The 12,599-nt window shown below is 72.3% G+C and carries 10 protein-coding genes; 2 read left to right on the forward strand and 8 right to left on the reverse strand.

Annotation, left to right across the window (positions count from 1 at the left end):
* Positions 1 to 92 precede the first annotated feature (92 nt).
* Complete coding sequence (locus AB0H81_RS09440; RefSeq protein WP_358371552.1) at positions 93 to 3,137, forward strand: BTAD domain-containing putative transcriptional regulator; 3,045 nt, start codon at positions 93 to 95, stop codon at positions 3,135 to 3,137.
* Here AB0H81_RS09440 and AB0H81_RS09445 read toward each other — a convergent pair.
* From AB0H81_RS09445 to AB0H81_RS09455, 3 genes are read right to left on the reverse strand one after another with little or no spacing between them, the layout of a single operon-like run.
* Entirely contained in the window at positions 3,110 to 4,723 is a 1,614-nt protein-coding gene (locus AB0H81_RS09445; RefSeq protein ID WP_358371555.1) for a CocE/NonD family hydrolase, read from the reverse strand. The two genes, AB0H81_RS09440 and AB0H81_RS09445, sit on opposite strands and share 28 nt — an antisense overlap.
* Complete coding sequence (locus AB0H81_RS09450; protein WP_358371557.1) at positions 4,720 to 5,481, reverse strand: ABC transporter permease; 762 nt, start codon at positions 5,479 to 5,481, stop codon at positions 4,720 to 4,722. The genes AB0H81_RS09445 and AB0H81_RS09450 overlap by 4 nt, the downstream gene beginning before the upstream one ends.
* On the reverse strand, positions 5,478 to 6,389 hold the full coding sequence (locus tag AB0H81_RS09455; protein WP_358371559.1) for an ATP-binding cassette domain-containing protein: 912 nt from the start codon (positions 6,387 to 6,389) through the stop codon (positions 5,478 to 5,480). Before AB0H81_RS09455 ends, AB0H81_RS09450 begins: the two co-directional genes overlap by 4 nt.
* A gap of 167 nt (positions 6,390 to 6,556) precedes the next feature.
* On the opposite strand from AB0H81_RS09455, the gene AB0H81_RS09460 reads away from it, so the two are divergent.
* Entirely contained in the window at positions 6,557 to 7,357 is an 801-nt protein-coding gene (locus AB0H81_RS09460; RefSeq protein WP_358371561.1) for an SDR family oxidoreductase, read from the forward strand.
* A 38-nt stretch (positions 7,358 to 7,395) separates the two neighbouring features.
* On the opposite strand, the gene AB0H81_RS09465 is transcribed toward AB0H81_RS09460, so the two are convergent.
* The 5 genes from AB0H81_RS09465 to AB0H81_RS09485 all read right to left on the reverse strand — a co-directional run bounded on the left by AB0H81_RS09465 (position 7,396) and on the right by AB0H81_RS09485 (position 12,570).
* The gene (locus tag AB0H81_RS09465; protein ID WP_358371564.1) at positions 7,396 to 9,222 is read right to left on the reverse strand and encodes a prolyl oligopeptidase family serine peptidase; all 1,827 of its coding nucleotides are present in this window, start codon (positions 9,220 to 9,222) and stop codon (positions 7,396 to 7,398) included.
* Positions 9,223 to 9,310: 88 nt separating this feature from the next.
* A complete protein-coding gene (locus AB0H81_RS09470) occupies positions 9,311 to 10,210 on the reverse strand; it encodes an amino acid ABC transporter permease (RefSeq protein ID WP_358371566.1) in 900 nt (299 codons plus the stop codon).
* Entirely contained in the window at positions 10,207 to 10,875 is a 669-nt protein-coding gene (locus AB0H81_RS09475; RefSeq protein WP_358371569.1) for an amino acid ABC transporter permease, read from the reverse strand. The genes AB0H81_RS09470 and AB0H81_RS09475 overlap by 4 nt, the downstream gene beginning before the upstream one ends.
* A 60-nt stretch (positions 10,876 to 10,935) precedes the next feature.
* Positions 10,936 to 11,796 carry a glutamate ABC transporter substrate-binding protein gene (locus AB0H81_RS09480; RefSeq protein ID WP_358371572.1) on the reverse strand — a complete coding sequence of 287 codons (861 nt, stop codon included), beginning with the start codon at positions 11,794 to 11,796 and terminating at the stop codon, positions 10,936 to 10,938.
* 18 nt (positions 11,797 to 11,814) lie between these two features.
* The gene (locus AB0H81_RS09485) at positions 11,815 to 12,570 is read right to left on the reverse strand and encodes an amino acid ABC transporter ATP-binding protein (protein WP_358371573.1); all 756 of its coding nucleotides are present in this window, start codon (positions 12,568 to 12,570) and stop codon (positions 11,815 to 11,817) included.
* Positions 12,571 to 12,599 lie beyond the last annotated feature (29 nt).

Genomic DNA, 12,599 nt, shown 5'->3' on the forward strand with positions numbered 1-12,599 from the left:
GTGCGGCGGCCGAAGGGGGTGCCCGCCGGCGGCCGACCGCGACGCCTCGGCAGGGCAGGATGTGACATGTGCGGATATCCATCCTTGGGCCGTTGGAGGTCGAGGGCGACGAGGGACCGGTCGCGGTCGGCGGGTTCAGGTTGCGGGCGCTGCTGGCCGTCCTGGCCCTGGAAGCCGGTCGTACCGTCACCGCGGAGCGGCTGATCGACGCTCTGTGGCCGGACGAGCCCCCCGCCAACGCGGCCAACGCCCTCCAGACGCTGGTCAAGCGGCTGCGGGTGGCGCTGCGCCCGTACGAGGTGGTGGAGAGCAGACCGGGCGGCTACGCGCTGGCCGTGGAACCGGACGACGTGGACGCCCTCCGGTTCAGGAGAACCGCCAGGACCGGGGATGGCCTGGAGCTCTGGCGGGGACCGGCGCTGGCGGACCTCACCACGGTGCCGCTCCTGGGGAACGCGGCCGCCGCCCTGGAACAGGACCGCCTCACCGCCGTCGAGGCCCGCGCCGAGGCGCGGCTGGCGGCCGGGGCGCCGGTGGAGCTGACCGCGGAGGCCGCCGCGCACCCGCTGCGCGAGCGGCTGGCCGCCCTGGCCATGCGGGCGCTGGCCGCCGAGGGGCGGCAGGCCGAGGCGCTGGAGCTGTTCGAACGCACCCGCCGCACGCTCGCCGACGAGCTGGGCGTGGATCCCGGACCGGAGCTGCGTGCCGCCCATCTGGCCGTCATCTCAGGAGAGGTACGCGCGCAGGCGCCACCGGTCCAGGCCCGGCAGCGGGGCAACGTACGGGCCCCGAGGACCAGCTTCATCGGCCGCGAGGCCGAGCTGGACCAGCTCGCCGCCCTGCTCGGCCGGGCCAGGGTCGTCACGCTGGTCGGCCCCGGCGGCGCGGGCAAGACCAGGCTGGCCACCGAGGTGGCGCTGCGATCCGCCGATGCGGCCTGGATGGTCGAGCTGGCCCCGGTGAGTGACCCGAAAGAGGTCATGGGCACCGTGCTCGACGCGCTGGGGCTGCGGGACGACCGCCCGCCGTACCGTATGCCCGCGGACAGCGGCGACCCGGTGGCGCAGGTGGCCGAGGCCGTCGCGGGCCGAGCCGCGCTGCTCGTCCTGGACAACTGCGAGCACCTCGTCGACGCGGCCGCCGAGCTGGCCGAGCGGCTGCTGACCGAATGCCCCGACCTGCGGGTGCTGGCCACCAGCAGGGAGCCGCTCAACCTGCCGGGCGAGCACCTGGCGCCCATCCCGCCGCTCGCGCCGCCGCCCGTCGGCGCGGACCCCGCGCGGGCGGAGGCGTATCCGTCGGTCCGGCTGCTGCTGGACCGGGCCACCGCCGCCCGGCCGGGGTTCGCGATCGACGACGGGAACGTGGCCGCCGTGGTGGCGCTCTGCCGCCGGCTGGACGGCATGCCGCTGGCCATCGAGCTGGCCGCGGCCCGCCTGCGCACCATGACGCCGCAGCAGCTCGCCGACCGCATCGACGACCGGTTCAAGCTCCTCACCGGCGGCAGCAGGACCGCGCTGCCGCGCCAGCAGACGCTCAGAGCGGTGGTGGAGTGGAGCTGGGACCTGCTGGACGCGGAGGAGCGGGTGCTGGCCAGGCGGCTCGGCGTGTTCGCGGGCGGCGCGACGCTGGAGGCGGTCGAGGCGGTCTGCGGGGGGACGGCGGACGTGCTGGGCGCGCTCGCCGACAAGTCGCTGGTCCAGCTCTCGCCCGAGGGCCGCTACTCCATGCTGGAGACCATCCGTGCCTACGCCCTCGAACGGCTGGCCGAGGCGGGGGAGGCCGGCGAGTACCGGCGGCGGCACGCGGCGTATCTGCTGGACCTGGCCGAACGGGCGGTGCCCGAGCTGCGCACCGCCGCGCAGACCGTCTGGCTCGAGCGGATGGCGCCCGAGCGCGACGACTTCGCCGCCGCGCTGCGCTGGGCGATCGACGAGCGGGACGTCGAGACCGCGCTGCGGCTGTGCGGGGCGCTCAACTGGTACTGGTGGATGTGCGGCTACCGGCGGGAGAGCACGGCCTGGGCCGTTCAGGTGCTCGAACTGGTGGGGGACGAGCCGCCGCCCGGGCTGGCCGCGGCCTACACGGCCTGCATGTTCGCGTACGGCGTCTCCATGATCGGCACGATCGCCAACGACCGGCCCGCCGTGCTGGCGCTGTCGCACCGGATGGACCTGCTGATCGAGCGGGCCGAGCGGGAGGGGCCGCTGCACCCGATGCTCAAGCTCAGCAGGGTCGTCATGGCCGCCGTCGCGGGCCGTGACGAGGTGGCCGCCGAGCTCCTCGAAGGGTACGTCAAGAGCGACGATCCCTGGCTGTCCAGCTCCGCCCTCATGATCGGCGGCCCGGGCCCCCGCACCGAGGAGAACCTCGAGCAGGCGGTGGCCGGGTTCAGGAAGCTCGGCGACCGATGGGGGCTGACCGAGGCGCTCCTCGGCCTGGCCGAGCTGCGGGCCGCCAGGGGCGCCCCGACCGACGACATCATCGCCGAGGTCTGGGGCATGACCAGCCGCTGGGTCGGCGCCGACGAGGCGATCTCGACCCTGATCAGGCTGGCGGAGCTGCGCATGCGCGGCGGCGACCTGGACGGCGCGGGCGAGGACCTGGCGAGGGCCAGGGCCGGCGTGGACGAGGAGACCACGCCGCACTCGCTGCTGCTGCTCGGGATGGGCGAGGCCGCCCACGCCTGCCGGCGCGGCGAGCTGGACCGCGGGTTGGAGATCTACCGCGGCCTGTTCGACGTGCTCTCGCAGGCTCCGCCCGTGGTGCAGCTCGCCGCCGGGCTCAGGACCGCGTACGGCCGGGCGCTGGCACGGAGCGGCGAGCTGGACGCCGCGATCGAGCAGCACCGGCTGGCCCTTGGAACACTTGGCGCGGGCAACCCCGACCGGCCGATGCTGTCGCTGGTGCTGGCCGGGTTCGCGCTGGCCGCGCAGGTCGCGGGCGATCAGGAGCGGGCCGCCGTGCTGTTCGGCGCGTCGTCGGCGATCGAGCCGCGCGACACCTCGCTCGACACGTTGGAGGGCCTGGAATCGGCCAGGGCCGCGCTCGGCGGCGAGCACTTCGAGGAGTGCTTCGCCAAGGGCGCGGCCATGTCGAGGGAGGAGGTCTACGGGATGGTGGGCAGCACGACGTAGGAGGGGCCGTGCAGCGTGGTGGTGCCCTTCTCCGGGTTCCGGCCGAACCTGGGGAAGTTCGAGCCCGCCACGTCGATCCTGATCCGGTGGCCTGGCCGGAACGCGTTGGAGATCGCGCCGAGCCGCACCGTGACCTCGCGCACCTCGCCGGGCACGAGGCCGTCCACCCTCGCGACGCCGTCGGTCAGCAGCTCGGCCCGCCCGTCGGGGTGGACGTCGATCAGCTTGGCCGTGAGGTCCGCGCTCGTGGCGGTGGAGGAGACGCGCGCGACCAGCTCGACCTCGCCGCTCACCTCCACCCGCACGCCGAGCGGCTCGGTCCGGTGGCGCAGCACGTCGCCGCGCTCGTCGAGGGGCCGCTGGTCGAGCGGGCCGAACGCGGCGAACGTCATGACCGCCCCGCCGAGCGTCGGCACCGGGTCACCGGGGTCGCTGACGAACTCGGCGGAGCCGCCCTCCACCGGCCTCGTGCTCAGCGTCCCGTCGAAGCCCAGGTGGTACAGGACGCGCCGGGCCCGCGAGATCGGCCAGTCGTCCTCCTCGCGCCAGGCGTCGTCGCCCATCACGAAGATCTTCACGCGAGCCTGGTCGCGCATGGGGGCCCCGCGCAGCCAGTGGTCGAACCAGTCGAGGTGCGCCCCGGTCCAGTCGACGGCCTCCTGGCTCGCCTGGTCGCCGTAGTCGCGCCCGCAGATGTCCCGCTCGTGGGAGAAGTGCGTCCACGGGCCCACGATCAGCCGGGACTCACCGCGCAGCCGCTCGTAGTGCTCGATGGAGCCGTCGCGGAAGTAGTCGTACCAGCCGGTGCTGACCAGCGCGGGTACCTCGATCCTGGAGTGGTCGACGACCCCGCCCCGCCAGAGCGGGTCCAGCGGGTCGGGGTGCTCCATCCACGAGGCGTAGAAGGGCACCAGGTCCGCCAGCAGCGGCTGGTCGCTGAGCGGCAGCCGCCCGGAGAGCTCCAGCAGGCGCTCGTCGATCCGGTCGGGCAGGCCGATGGCCGCCATGTACCTGTCCTTGTCCTCCTGCGTGGCCGTGCCCCGGGAGATCCGGCGGTCCAGCTCGTCCACGGCGAGCACCATCGCGCTGACGGTGAGGATGATGTTGAGGTTGGGGACGCCGCCCGGCTGGTAGACGCATTCGTACAGGCCGGCGGGGGAGACGTGCGGCGCGATGGCCCTGAGGCCCTCCGGCCGCTCCTGGGCCGCGAGCAGCTGGGTGATGCCCAGGTACGAATCCCCATACATTCCGACATTTCCGTCGGACCATGGCGCGGTCGCCGCCCACCGGACCGTGTCGTAGCCGTCGGCCGCCTCCCCACCGATGAACCGGAACTCGCCCTGCGAGGCGCCTGTGCCGCGCACGTCCTGCAGGACGACCGCGTACCCGGCGGCCACGAGGCGGGGCACGTCGAGATGGAATCCGGGGCCCTCGACGGCCCGGCCGTACGGGGTGCGTGAGAGCAGCACGGGGAAGCGCCCGTGCCCACTGTCGCCGGGTCCGCGACGATCAGCGGCGGGCCGCCACAGCGTCGACACGAGCTCGACGCCGTCGCGGGCGGTCATGGTCTCGGTGGTCTCGATCATCGGACTCTCCTGTTGTAAGCGCGAAGGGCGAGAGGGACGAAGAGGGCGAGCAGCGCGGCGGTCCAGCCGAGCGTGATCCACACGTCCGAGCCGTGCAGGCCGCCGGTCAGGAACCCGCGCAGGGCGCCGGCCAGATGGGAGACGGGGTTGACGGACATCCACCAGGTCAGCCAGCCGGGCATGTCGGTGGCGGGCACGAAGGCGCTGCTGCCGAACGTGAGGGGCAGCAGGACGGCCGTCGAGATGCCCTGCATCGACGTGACGGACTTGGCCACCAGCCCGATCCAGGCCGAGCCCCAGCTCAACGCCATGGCCAGCAGCAGGACCAGGCCGAGCCCCGCCAGCGCGCCGATCGGGTCCGTCGTGACGCGGAAGCCGACGGCGTACCCCACGATCATGGACATCGCGATCGTGATCAGCAGCGTGAGCAGGTCCGCCATGACGCGTCCCGCGAGCGGCGCCGACCTGGCGATCGGCATGGTCCTGAACCTGTCGAACACACCGTTGCCGATGTCGGTGGCCAGGTTCATGCCGGTGGTGATCGTCGACATCAGCGCCACCTGGACGAGCACGCCGGGCAGCATGTACGCCACCGCGCCCGCGCGGTCGCCCCCAGCGGCGCCGCCGAACAGGTACACGAAGATGACGATCATGAAGACGGGCTGGAACAGCATGCCCAGAAGCTGGCCGGGACTGTTCCTGAGCGGGATCAGGCTGCGCCAGGCCAGCGTCAGCCCTTGAGAAAGCGCGGTGGTCATCGGGGGTCTCCGGTCAGGGTGAGGAAGACGTCGTCCAGTGAGGGCAGGCGCAGGGCGTGCCCGGCGAGCACGATGCCCGCGTCGTCGAGCGCCCGCAGCGTGGCCGGCGGCTCGGCCAGGTCGTGCACCGGGATGCTCACCACCCCGCCCACGGCCTTCGCGCCGAGGATCGTCTCGGCCTTCTCCAGGTCGGCGGCGCGCAACGGCTTGACGTCGAGCCGGTGCCCGCCCGCCAGCGCCTTGAGCTCGTCGGGCGTCCCGGCGGCGGCGACCCGGCCCCGGTCGATGACCAGCAGGTCGTCGGCGAGCTGGTCGGCCTCCTCCAGGTACTGGGTGGTCAGCAGCACGGTCACGCCGTCGGCGGTCAGCTCCCTGACCACGTCCCACAGCTCGCCGCGGGCGTGGGGGTCGAGCCCCGTGGTCGGCTCGTCGAGGAACAGGATGCGCGGGCGGCTCACCAGGCTGACCGCCAGGTCGAGGCGGCGGCGCATGCCGCCCGAGTAGCCGCTCGCCGCGCGGCCGGCCGCCTCCTCCAGGCCGAAGCGGGCCAGCAGCTCCGCCGCCCTGGCCCGGGCCTCCGACCTGGACAGGCCGAGCAGGCGGCCCATCAGCAGCAGGTTCTGGGTGCCGGTCAGCTTCTCGTCGACCGAGGCGTACTGGCCGGTCAGGCCGATCAGCTCGCGTACCTTGCCGGCCTGGCGGGTCACGTCGTACCCGCCGACCAGGGCGTGGCCCGCGTCGGGGGCGGCCAGGGTGGCGAGGATGCGGACCGCCGTGGTCTTGCCCGCGCCGTTCGGGCCCAGGACGCCGAGCACGGCGCCCGTCCTGGCCCTCAGGTCGACGCCGTCGAGCGCGGCCTTGTCGCCGTATCTCTTGACGAGCCCTTCGGCTTCGATCGCGTACTTCATGTCGTCAACGGTGTCCGGGCCCGCTGGCATCCCCCTGGCAGCGACCTGTCAGGGGGATGGTGACTTGAGGGGTGGACGGACCCGTCGCGGGCAGGAGGCCGGAGGGCGCGCGCCGCGCCAGAGGACGGGGGCTCCGGCACGGGCCCGCTTTCGACGAGGGGAGAGTCATGACCGAGGGCTACGACCGGGTCGCGATCATCACGGGAGCCGACTCCGGCATCGGCAAGGCCACCGCCGTGACGCTGGCCGAGCAGGGGTTCGACATCGGGATCACCTTCCACTCCGACAGCGACGGAGCCGAGGACACCGCCAAGCAGGTGCGCGACCTGGGCAAGGCCGCCACCGTGCGCCAACACGACCTGACCGACCCCGAGAGCGCCGCGCAGATCGTGGACGACCTCGCCGAGGAGCTCGGCGGCCTCGGCGTGCTGGTCAACAACGCGGGCACCGGCAGCGCCGAGCCGCTGCTCGACATGGACTACGAACGCTGGCGGTCGGTTCTCGCGGTGGACCTCGACGGGCCGTTCCTGTGCGCGCAGCGGGCCGCCCGGCGGATGGCCCGGACGGGCCGCGGCGGCCGCATCGTGAGCGTGACCAGCGTCCACGAGGAGTACCCCCGGGTGGGGGCGGGCCCGTACTGCGCGGCCAAGGGCGGGCTGCGGATGCTCAGCCGTGTCCTCGCGCTGGAGCTGTCCGAGTACGGGATCACCGTCAACACCGTGGCCCCGGGCGAGATCGCCACGCCCATGACGGGCCAGGACGACCTGCCGCCGCAGGTCGGCACCAGACCCGGCTACCCGATCAACCGGCCGGGCGACGCCCACGAGGTGGCCGCCGTGGTGGCGTTCCTGGCGAGCCCGGCGGCGTCGTACGTGACCGGGTCGACGGTGTTCGTGGACGGCGGGCTCGGCCTGATGGGGCCGCAGGCGGCCGGCGCGCTCGGATCGGGGGAGTGGCGCAAGGGCTGACGCCCCCCACCGCGAGGGCTGATGCCTTTCCCCGGGGTCTAGCTGAAGATCTGCTGGTAGAAGGCCAGCTCGGCGGCGAGGGCGGTGGCGCGGGTCTCCGCGCGGCGGAACCCGTGCGACTCGCCCTCGAACGCGAGATACGTGCACGGCACCCCGCGCTCCGCCAGCGCGTCGGCGAAGGCCGCCGACTGCTCGGGCGGCACGATCGGGTCGTCGAGCCCCTGGAGGAGCAGCATGGGGCAGGTCACCCCGCCGACCAGGGCGAGCGGCTCGCGCGCGGCGTACAGACCGGCGTCCTCCGGGCCGACCAGCCACTCGACGTAACGCGACTCGAAGTCGTGGGTGTGGCTGATGAGCGGAGCCAGGGCGCTGACGCCGTAGTAGGAGACGCCGCCCGCGAACGCGCCCGACCGGCAGCAGGCGGCCATCACGGTCCAGCCGCCCGCGCTGCCGCCGCGCACGGCGACCCGGGCGGGGTCGGCCAGGCCCTCGGTGGACAGCCATTCGGCCGCCGCGACGACGTCCTCGACGTCGACGACGCCCCACCGGCCCCGCAGCAGCTCGCGGTAGGCCCGGCCGTAGCCGGTGGAACCGCCGTAGTCCACGTCGAGGACGCCGATGCCGCGGGAGGTGAGCAGGGCCTTCTCCAGGTCGAGCGCGATGCCCGCGTGCGCGGTCGGGCCGCCGTGCACGAAGACCACGTACGGGGGAGCTACGCCGGGCTCGCCGCCGGTCGGCGGGTAGAGGTGGGCGTGGACGCGGCGGCCCTCGCGGCCGGGCAGCTCCACCGCCCGCGGTGACGGCAGCCAGGCCGGATCGGGCAGCCGCTCGGCGTCGCACGCCAGCGTCTCGGCCCGTCCCGTCGCCGTGTCCACCCGCAGGACGGTCCGCGGCGCCGTGGGACCGTACCCGACTCCGACCAGCGCCCCGCCGTCCGCGGCCAGCGCCGGGTCCCACCCCTCGCAGGGCGCGTCGAGGTCGCGCAGCGCCCCCGTCCGCGGGTCGAGCACGCCGAGCCGCAGGTCGCCGCGCCCGTGCAGCACCGCGAGCCGCCCGTCGCCGAGCACGGTGTACGGCAGGCCGCCCAGCCGCCACAGCGGCCCCGCGAACTCCTCCTCGGCCGGGTGCAGGGCCCGGGAGGGGCCGCCGTGCACCGGCGCCTCGTGCAGGTTCCACCAGCCGGAGCGGTCGGAGACCAGGTAGAGGTGGCCGTCGTCCTTCCACTGGGGCGCGAGGACCGACTCGGACGGGCTGCCCGCGACCGTCCACGTGGCGCCGTCGGACAGGCGGGTGACGCGCAGCTCGGTGCCGTCCCACGGCATGAGGGGGTGGTCCCAGCAGACGAAGGCCAGGTGGCGCCCGTCGGGGGAGAGGGTGGGGAAGGCGTAGAAGTCGGCGCCGGTGACGTGCTCGCGCAAATCGCCCGGGGCGTCGAGGGCGAACGAGACGACGGAGCGGGTCACCTTGCCGTCGTGGTGGCGTTCGCGCACGCACCACACCCGGCCGTCGCGGACGAGCAGGTCGGCGTAGCGGGACCCGTCGCCCAGCGGGGTGAGGGGCACGGGGTCGTCGTGGCCGAGGTAGAGCCGCTGGTCGGCGAGGTTGCAGAAGACCACCTCGCCGGCGGGCGTCACCGCGTAGGGGCGCCCGCCGTACTCGTGGACCCGGGTGCGCGCGCACCACGGCGCGGCCAGCAGCTCGCGGCGGGTGCCGTCGGCGGCGCGGCGCACGATCGTCGTGCGCCCGCCCTCGTCGGGCCGGTCCTCGGTCCACCACACCTGCCCGTCACGGGCGATGGGCCAGGACGGACGGAGCCCGGACCGGGCGACGTCGGTCGTGGAGATGGGGGAGGGCCAGAAGGGCATAGGGGCATCCTGCCGGAAGATCGGGAACAGTGAGAGGCGGTCACCCCAGCAGGTGACCGCCCCTCGTGAACCCGTGCCCCGGAGGGCTTCAGTCGATGATGGGGCCGCCGCCGGTCGGCTGGCCGGTTCCCACCGCCGCCATGGCGCTGGGCGGCTCGACCGGGCCGGTGGTCAGCTTGCGGCTGCGCCGTGTGCGCCGCTCCAGCCAGGTCGCCAGGTAGCTCAGCGACATGTTGAGCGCCACGTAGATGATCCCGATGACGATGGCAGCCGGGATCAGCGAACCGAAGAACACCGCGGGCAGGATCTTGAAGCCGGTGTTGAGCAGGTCGACGTACGCGATGATGTAGCCGAGCGCGGTGTCCTTGAGCAGTACCACGAGCTGGCTGACGATCGCCGGCATCATCGCCGTGACGGCCTGCGGGAGCAGCACCAGCCGCATCACCTGGTTCTTGCGCATGCCGATGGCGTAGGCCGCCTCCGACTGCCCCTTGGCCACCGAGAGCACGCCTGCCCGCACCACCTCGGCCAGTACCGAGCCGTTGTACAGGGTCAGGCCGAGCACCACGGCGAAGAAGGCGTAGTCGCCGCCGCCCATCACGCTGGGCGCCAGGTAGAAGATGAAGAAGATCAGCAGCAGCAGCGGGATGGCGCGGAAGACCTCCACCACCAGGCCCGCCGGGACGCGGATCCAGGCATGGTCGGACAGCCTGGCCAGGCCGAAGACCGCGCCGAAGAGCAGCGCCAGCACCGCGGCGGCCGCCGCGGCCTTCAGCGTGCCGATCAGACCCGGGATGATGAACTCCTGCCAGGTCGTGGCCTGGAGGAACGGCTCCCAGATCTTGCCTTCCCACTGCCCCTTGGCGTCGAAGCCGCGGTAGACGCCGTACAGGGCGGCGGCCACCAGGATGACGCTGACGACCGTGAGCAGGTGGTTGCGCACCCGGGCGCGCGGCCCGGGGGTGTCGAACAGGACGGCCGTGCTCATCGGACCACCGCCAGCCTCCGGGACAGCCACCCGGTGAAGTATCCGATCGGCAGGACCAGCAGCATGAAGGCCGCGACCACGCCGAGGAAGATCGGGATGGAGGCGCCGGTCGTGTCGAAGACCTCCTTCATCGTCGCCGCGACATCGGCGAGGTAACCGCCCGCGGTCGCGACCGTCGTGTTCTTGATCATGGCGATGATCACGCTGCCCAGCGGGGCGATGACCGCCCGGAACGCCTGCGGCAGGATGATCATGGTCAGGGTCTGGAAGAAGGTCAGCCCGACCGCCCGGGCCGCCTCGGCCTGCCCCATCGGCACTGTGTTGATGCCGGCGCGCAGCGCCTCGCAGACGAAGGCCGCGGTGTAGGCCGACAGACCCAACGCCACGATCCAGAAGGAGTTGGTCCGCGGTACGTCCGAGAAGACCAGTCCGAGCTGGTCGCTCAGGCCGAGCGCCGAGAAGGCCAGCACCAGCGTCAGAGGGGTGTTGCGCACCACGTTGACGTACACCGTGCCCGCCACGCGCAGGACCGGGGTCGGCGAGACGCGCATCGCCACCAGAACCGTGCCGAGGATGACGGAGACGACCAGTGCCACCAGGGCGAGCTTGACGTTCTCCAGGAACCCCTGTGCGAGCTCGGGCGCATAGGAAATAAGTTCGTCCATCGTGCTCCACCGCATAGGACGGCGGCGACCGGGTCACCGGCCGCCGCCTCGGACGTGTGACTAGGCGCAGCCCTCGGCCGGCGGCGCGGTCTCGGACAGCTTCAGACCCTGGATGCCACCGAACCACTTCTCCAGCAGCTGCTTCATGGTGCCGTCGTCCCACAGCTTCTTCACCGCGGTGTTGACGGCCTCACAGGTCTTGGTGTCGCCCTTCTTCAGGCCGATGCCGTACTTCTCGTCCGTGAAGCCCTGGCCCAGCACCTTGAAGTTGCCGCCCGCCTGCTTGGCGAAGCCCGCCAGGATCAGGTCGTCGGTGGTGACCGCGTCGAGGTTGCTGCCGCCCAGCTTCTGCACGCACTCGGAGTAGTTGGCGGCGTCGACCGTGGTCGCGTCGAGGTCGAGCTGGCCGTCCGGCGGCGGGTCGGTGATCCGCTTGTAGGAGTTGGAGCCCGCGGCCTTGCAGATCTTCTTGCCCTTGAGGTCCTGCGGCGAGTTGATCGAGGTGTCATCCTTGCGCGTCATCACGTCCTGGTGGGCGATGACATAGGGCCCGCCGAAGGTGACCTTCTTCTTGCGGTCCTCCGTGATGGAGTACGTGGCGACGACGAGGTCAACGGTGCCGTTGGCCAGGAACGGCTCGCGGTTGGACGACGCCGACTCCTTCCACGTGATCTTGACGTCCTTGCCGCCCGCCAGCTCCTTCACCACGGCCTTGGCCACGTCGACGTCGAAGCCCTCCGGCTCGGCGCCCTTCTTCAGGCCCAGGCTCGGCTGATCCCACTTGGTGCCGACGACCAGGTTCCCGCCATCTTTGATCTTGTCCACCACGTTGGCGTAAGTCTTGTCACCGCCTCCGCACGCGGCCAGACCGCCCACCATCGCCGCAATGGAGAGCACTGCTCCGGTTCGACGCATGTGCATGTGTACCCACCTTAATAGTCAGTGCGTGAGAATCTTCGACAGGAAGTCACGCGCCCGGTCGGTCTGCGCGTTGGTGAAGAACTCGTCCGGGGTGTTCTCCTCCACGATCTGCCCGTCGGCCATGAACACCACCCGGTTGGCGGCCCTGCGGGCGAACCCCATCTCATGCGTGACGACCACCATCGTCATCCCGTCACGTGCCAGCCCGACCATGACGTCGAGCACCTCCTGGACCATTTCCGGGTCCAGAGCGGAGGTCGGCTCGTCGAACAGGATCATCTTCGGGTCCATGGCGAGCGCCCTGGCGATCGCCACCCGTTGCTGCTGTCCGCCGGACAGCTGCGCGGGATACTTGTCCGCCTGGGCCGCGATCCCGACGCGCTCCAGCAGCTCCATCGCGCGCTTGTCCGCCGCGTCCTTGGCCACCTTGCGGACCTTGAGCGGCCCCAGGGTGACGTTCTCGCGGATGGTCTTGTGCGCGAAGAGGTTGAACGACTGGAACACCATGCCGACCTCGGAGCGCAGGCGCGCCAGCGCCTTGCCCTCGGCCGGCAGGGGCTGTCCGTCGAAGATGATCTGCCCGCTGTCTATCGTCTCCAGCCGGTTCATCGCCCGGCAGAGCGTCGACTTACCGCTACCCGAAGGGCCGATCACGACGAGGACCTCGCCACGGGAGACGGTCAGGTTGATGTCCCTCAGGACGTGCAACGCCCCGAAGTGCTTGTCGACGTGCTCCAGCTTGACCAGTGGAGTCACGTCCCCGTTCTCCGTCATGGGTCAAAACCTAGGGTGCGTTAGGACGC

The organism is Nonomuraea sp. NPDC050691 (genome assembly GCF_040654455.1).
Classification (GTDB): domain Bacteria; phylum Actinomycetota; class Actinomycetes; order Streptosporangiales; family Streptosporangiaceae; genus Nonomuraea.

Bases quoted from the DNA above. Each gene is read 5' to 3' on its own strand.
- AB0H81_RS09475 (WP_358371569.1), bottom strand. From the start codon at position 10,875: ATGGACGAACTTATTTCCTATGCGCCCGAGCTCGCACAGGGGTTCCTG.
- AB0H81_RS09445 (WP_358371555.1), bottom strand. From the start codon at position 4,723: ATGATCGAGACCACCGAGACCATGACCGCCCGCGACGGCGTCGAGCTC.
- AB0H81_RS09460 (WP_358371561.1), top strand. From the start codon at position 6,557: ATGACCGAGGGCTACGACCGGGTCGCGATCATCACGGGAGCCGACTCC.
- AB0H81_RS09450 (WP_358371557.1), bottom strand. From the start codon at position 5,481: ATGACCACCGCGCTTTCTCAAGGGCTGACGCTGGCCTGGCGCAGCCTG.
- AB0H81_RS09485 (WP_358371573.1), bottom strand. From the start codon at position 12,570: ATGACGGAGAACGGGGACGTGACTCCACTGGTCAAGCTGGAGCACGTC.
- AB0H81_RS09455 (WP_358371559.1), bottom strand. From the start codon at position 6,389: ATGAAGTACGCGATCGAAGCCGAAGGGCTCGTCAAGAGATACGGCGAC.
- AB0H81_RS09465 (WP_358371564.1), bottom strand. From the start codon at position 9,222: ATGCCCTTCTGGCCCTCCCCCATCTCCACGACCGACGTCGCCCGGTCC.
- AB0H81_RS09480 (WP_358371572.1), bottom strand. From the start codon at position 11,796: ATGCACATGCGTCGAACCGGAGCAGTGCTCTCCATTGCGGCGATGGTG.
- AB0H81_RS09470 (WP_358371566.1), bottom strand. From the start codon at position 10,210: ATGAGCACGGCCGTCCTGTTCGACACCCCCGGGCCGCGCGCCCGGGTG.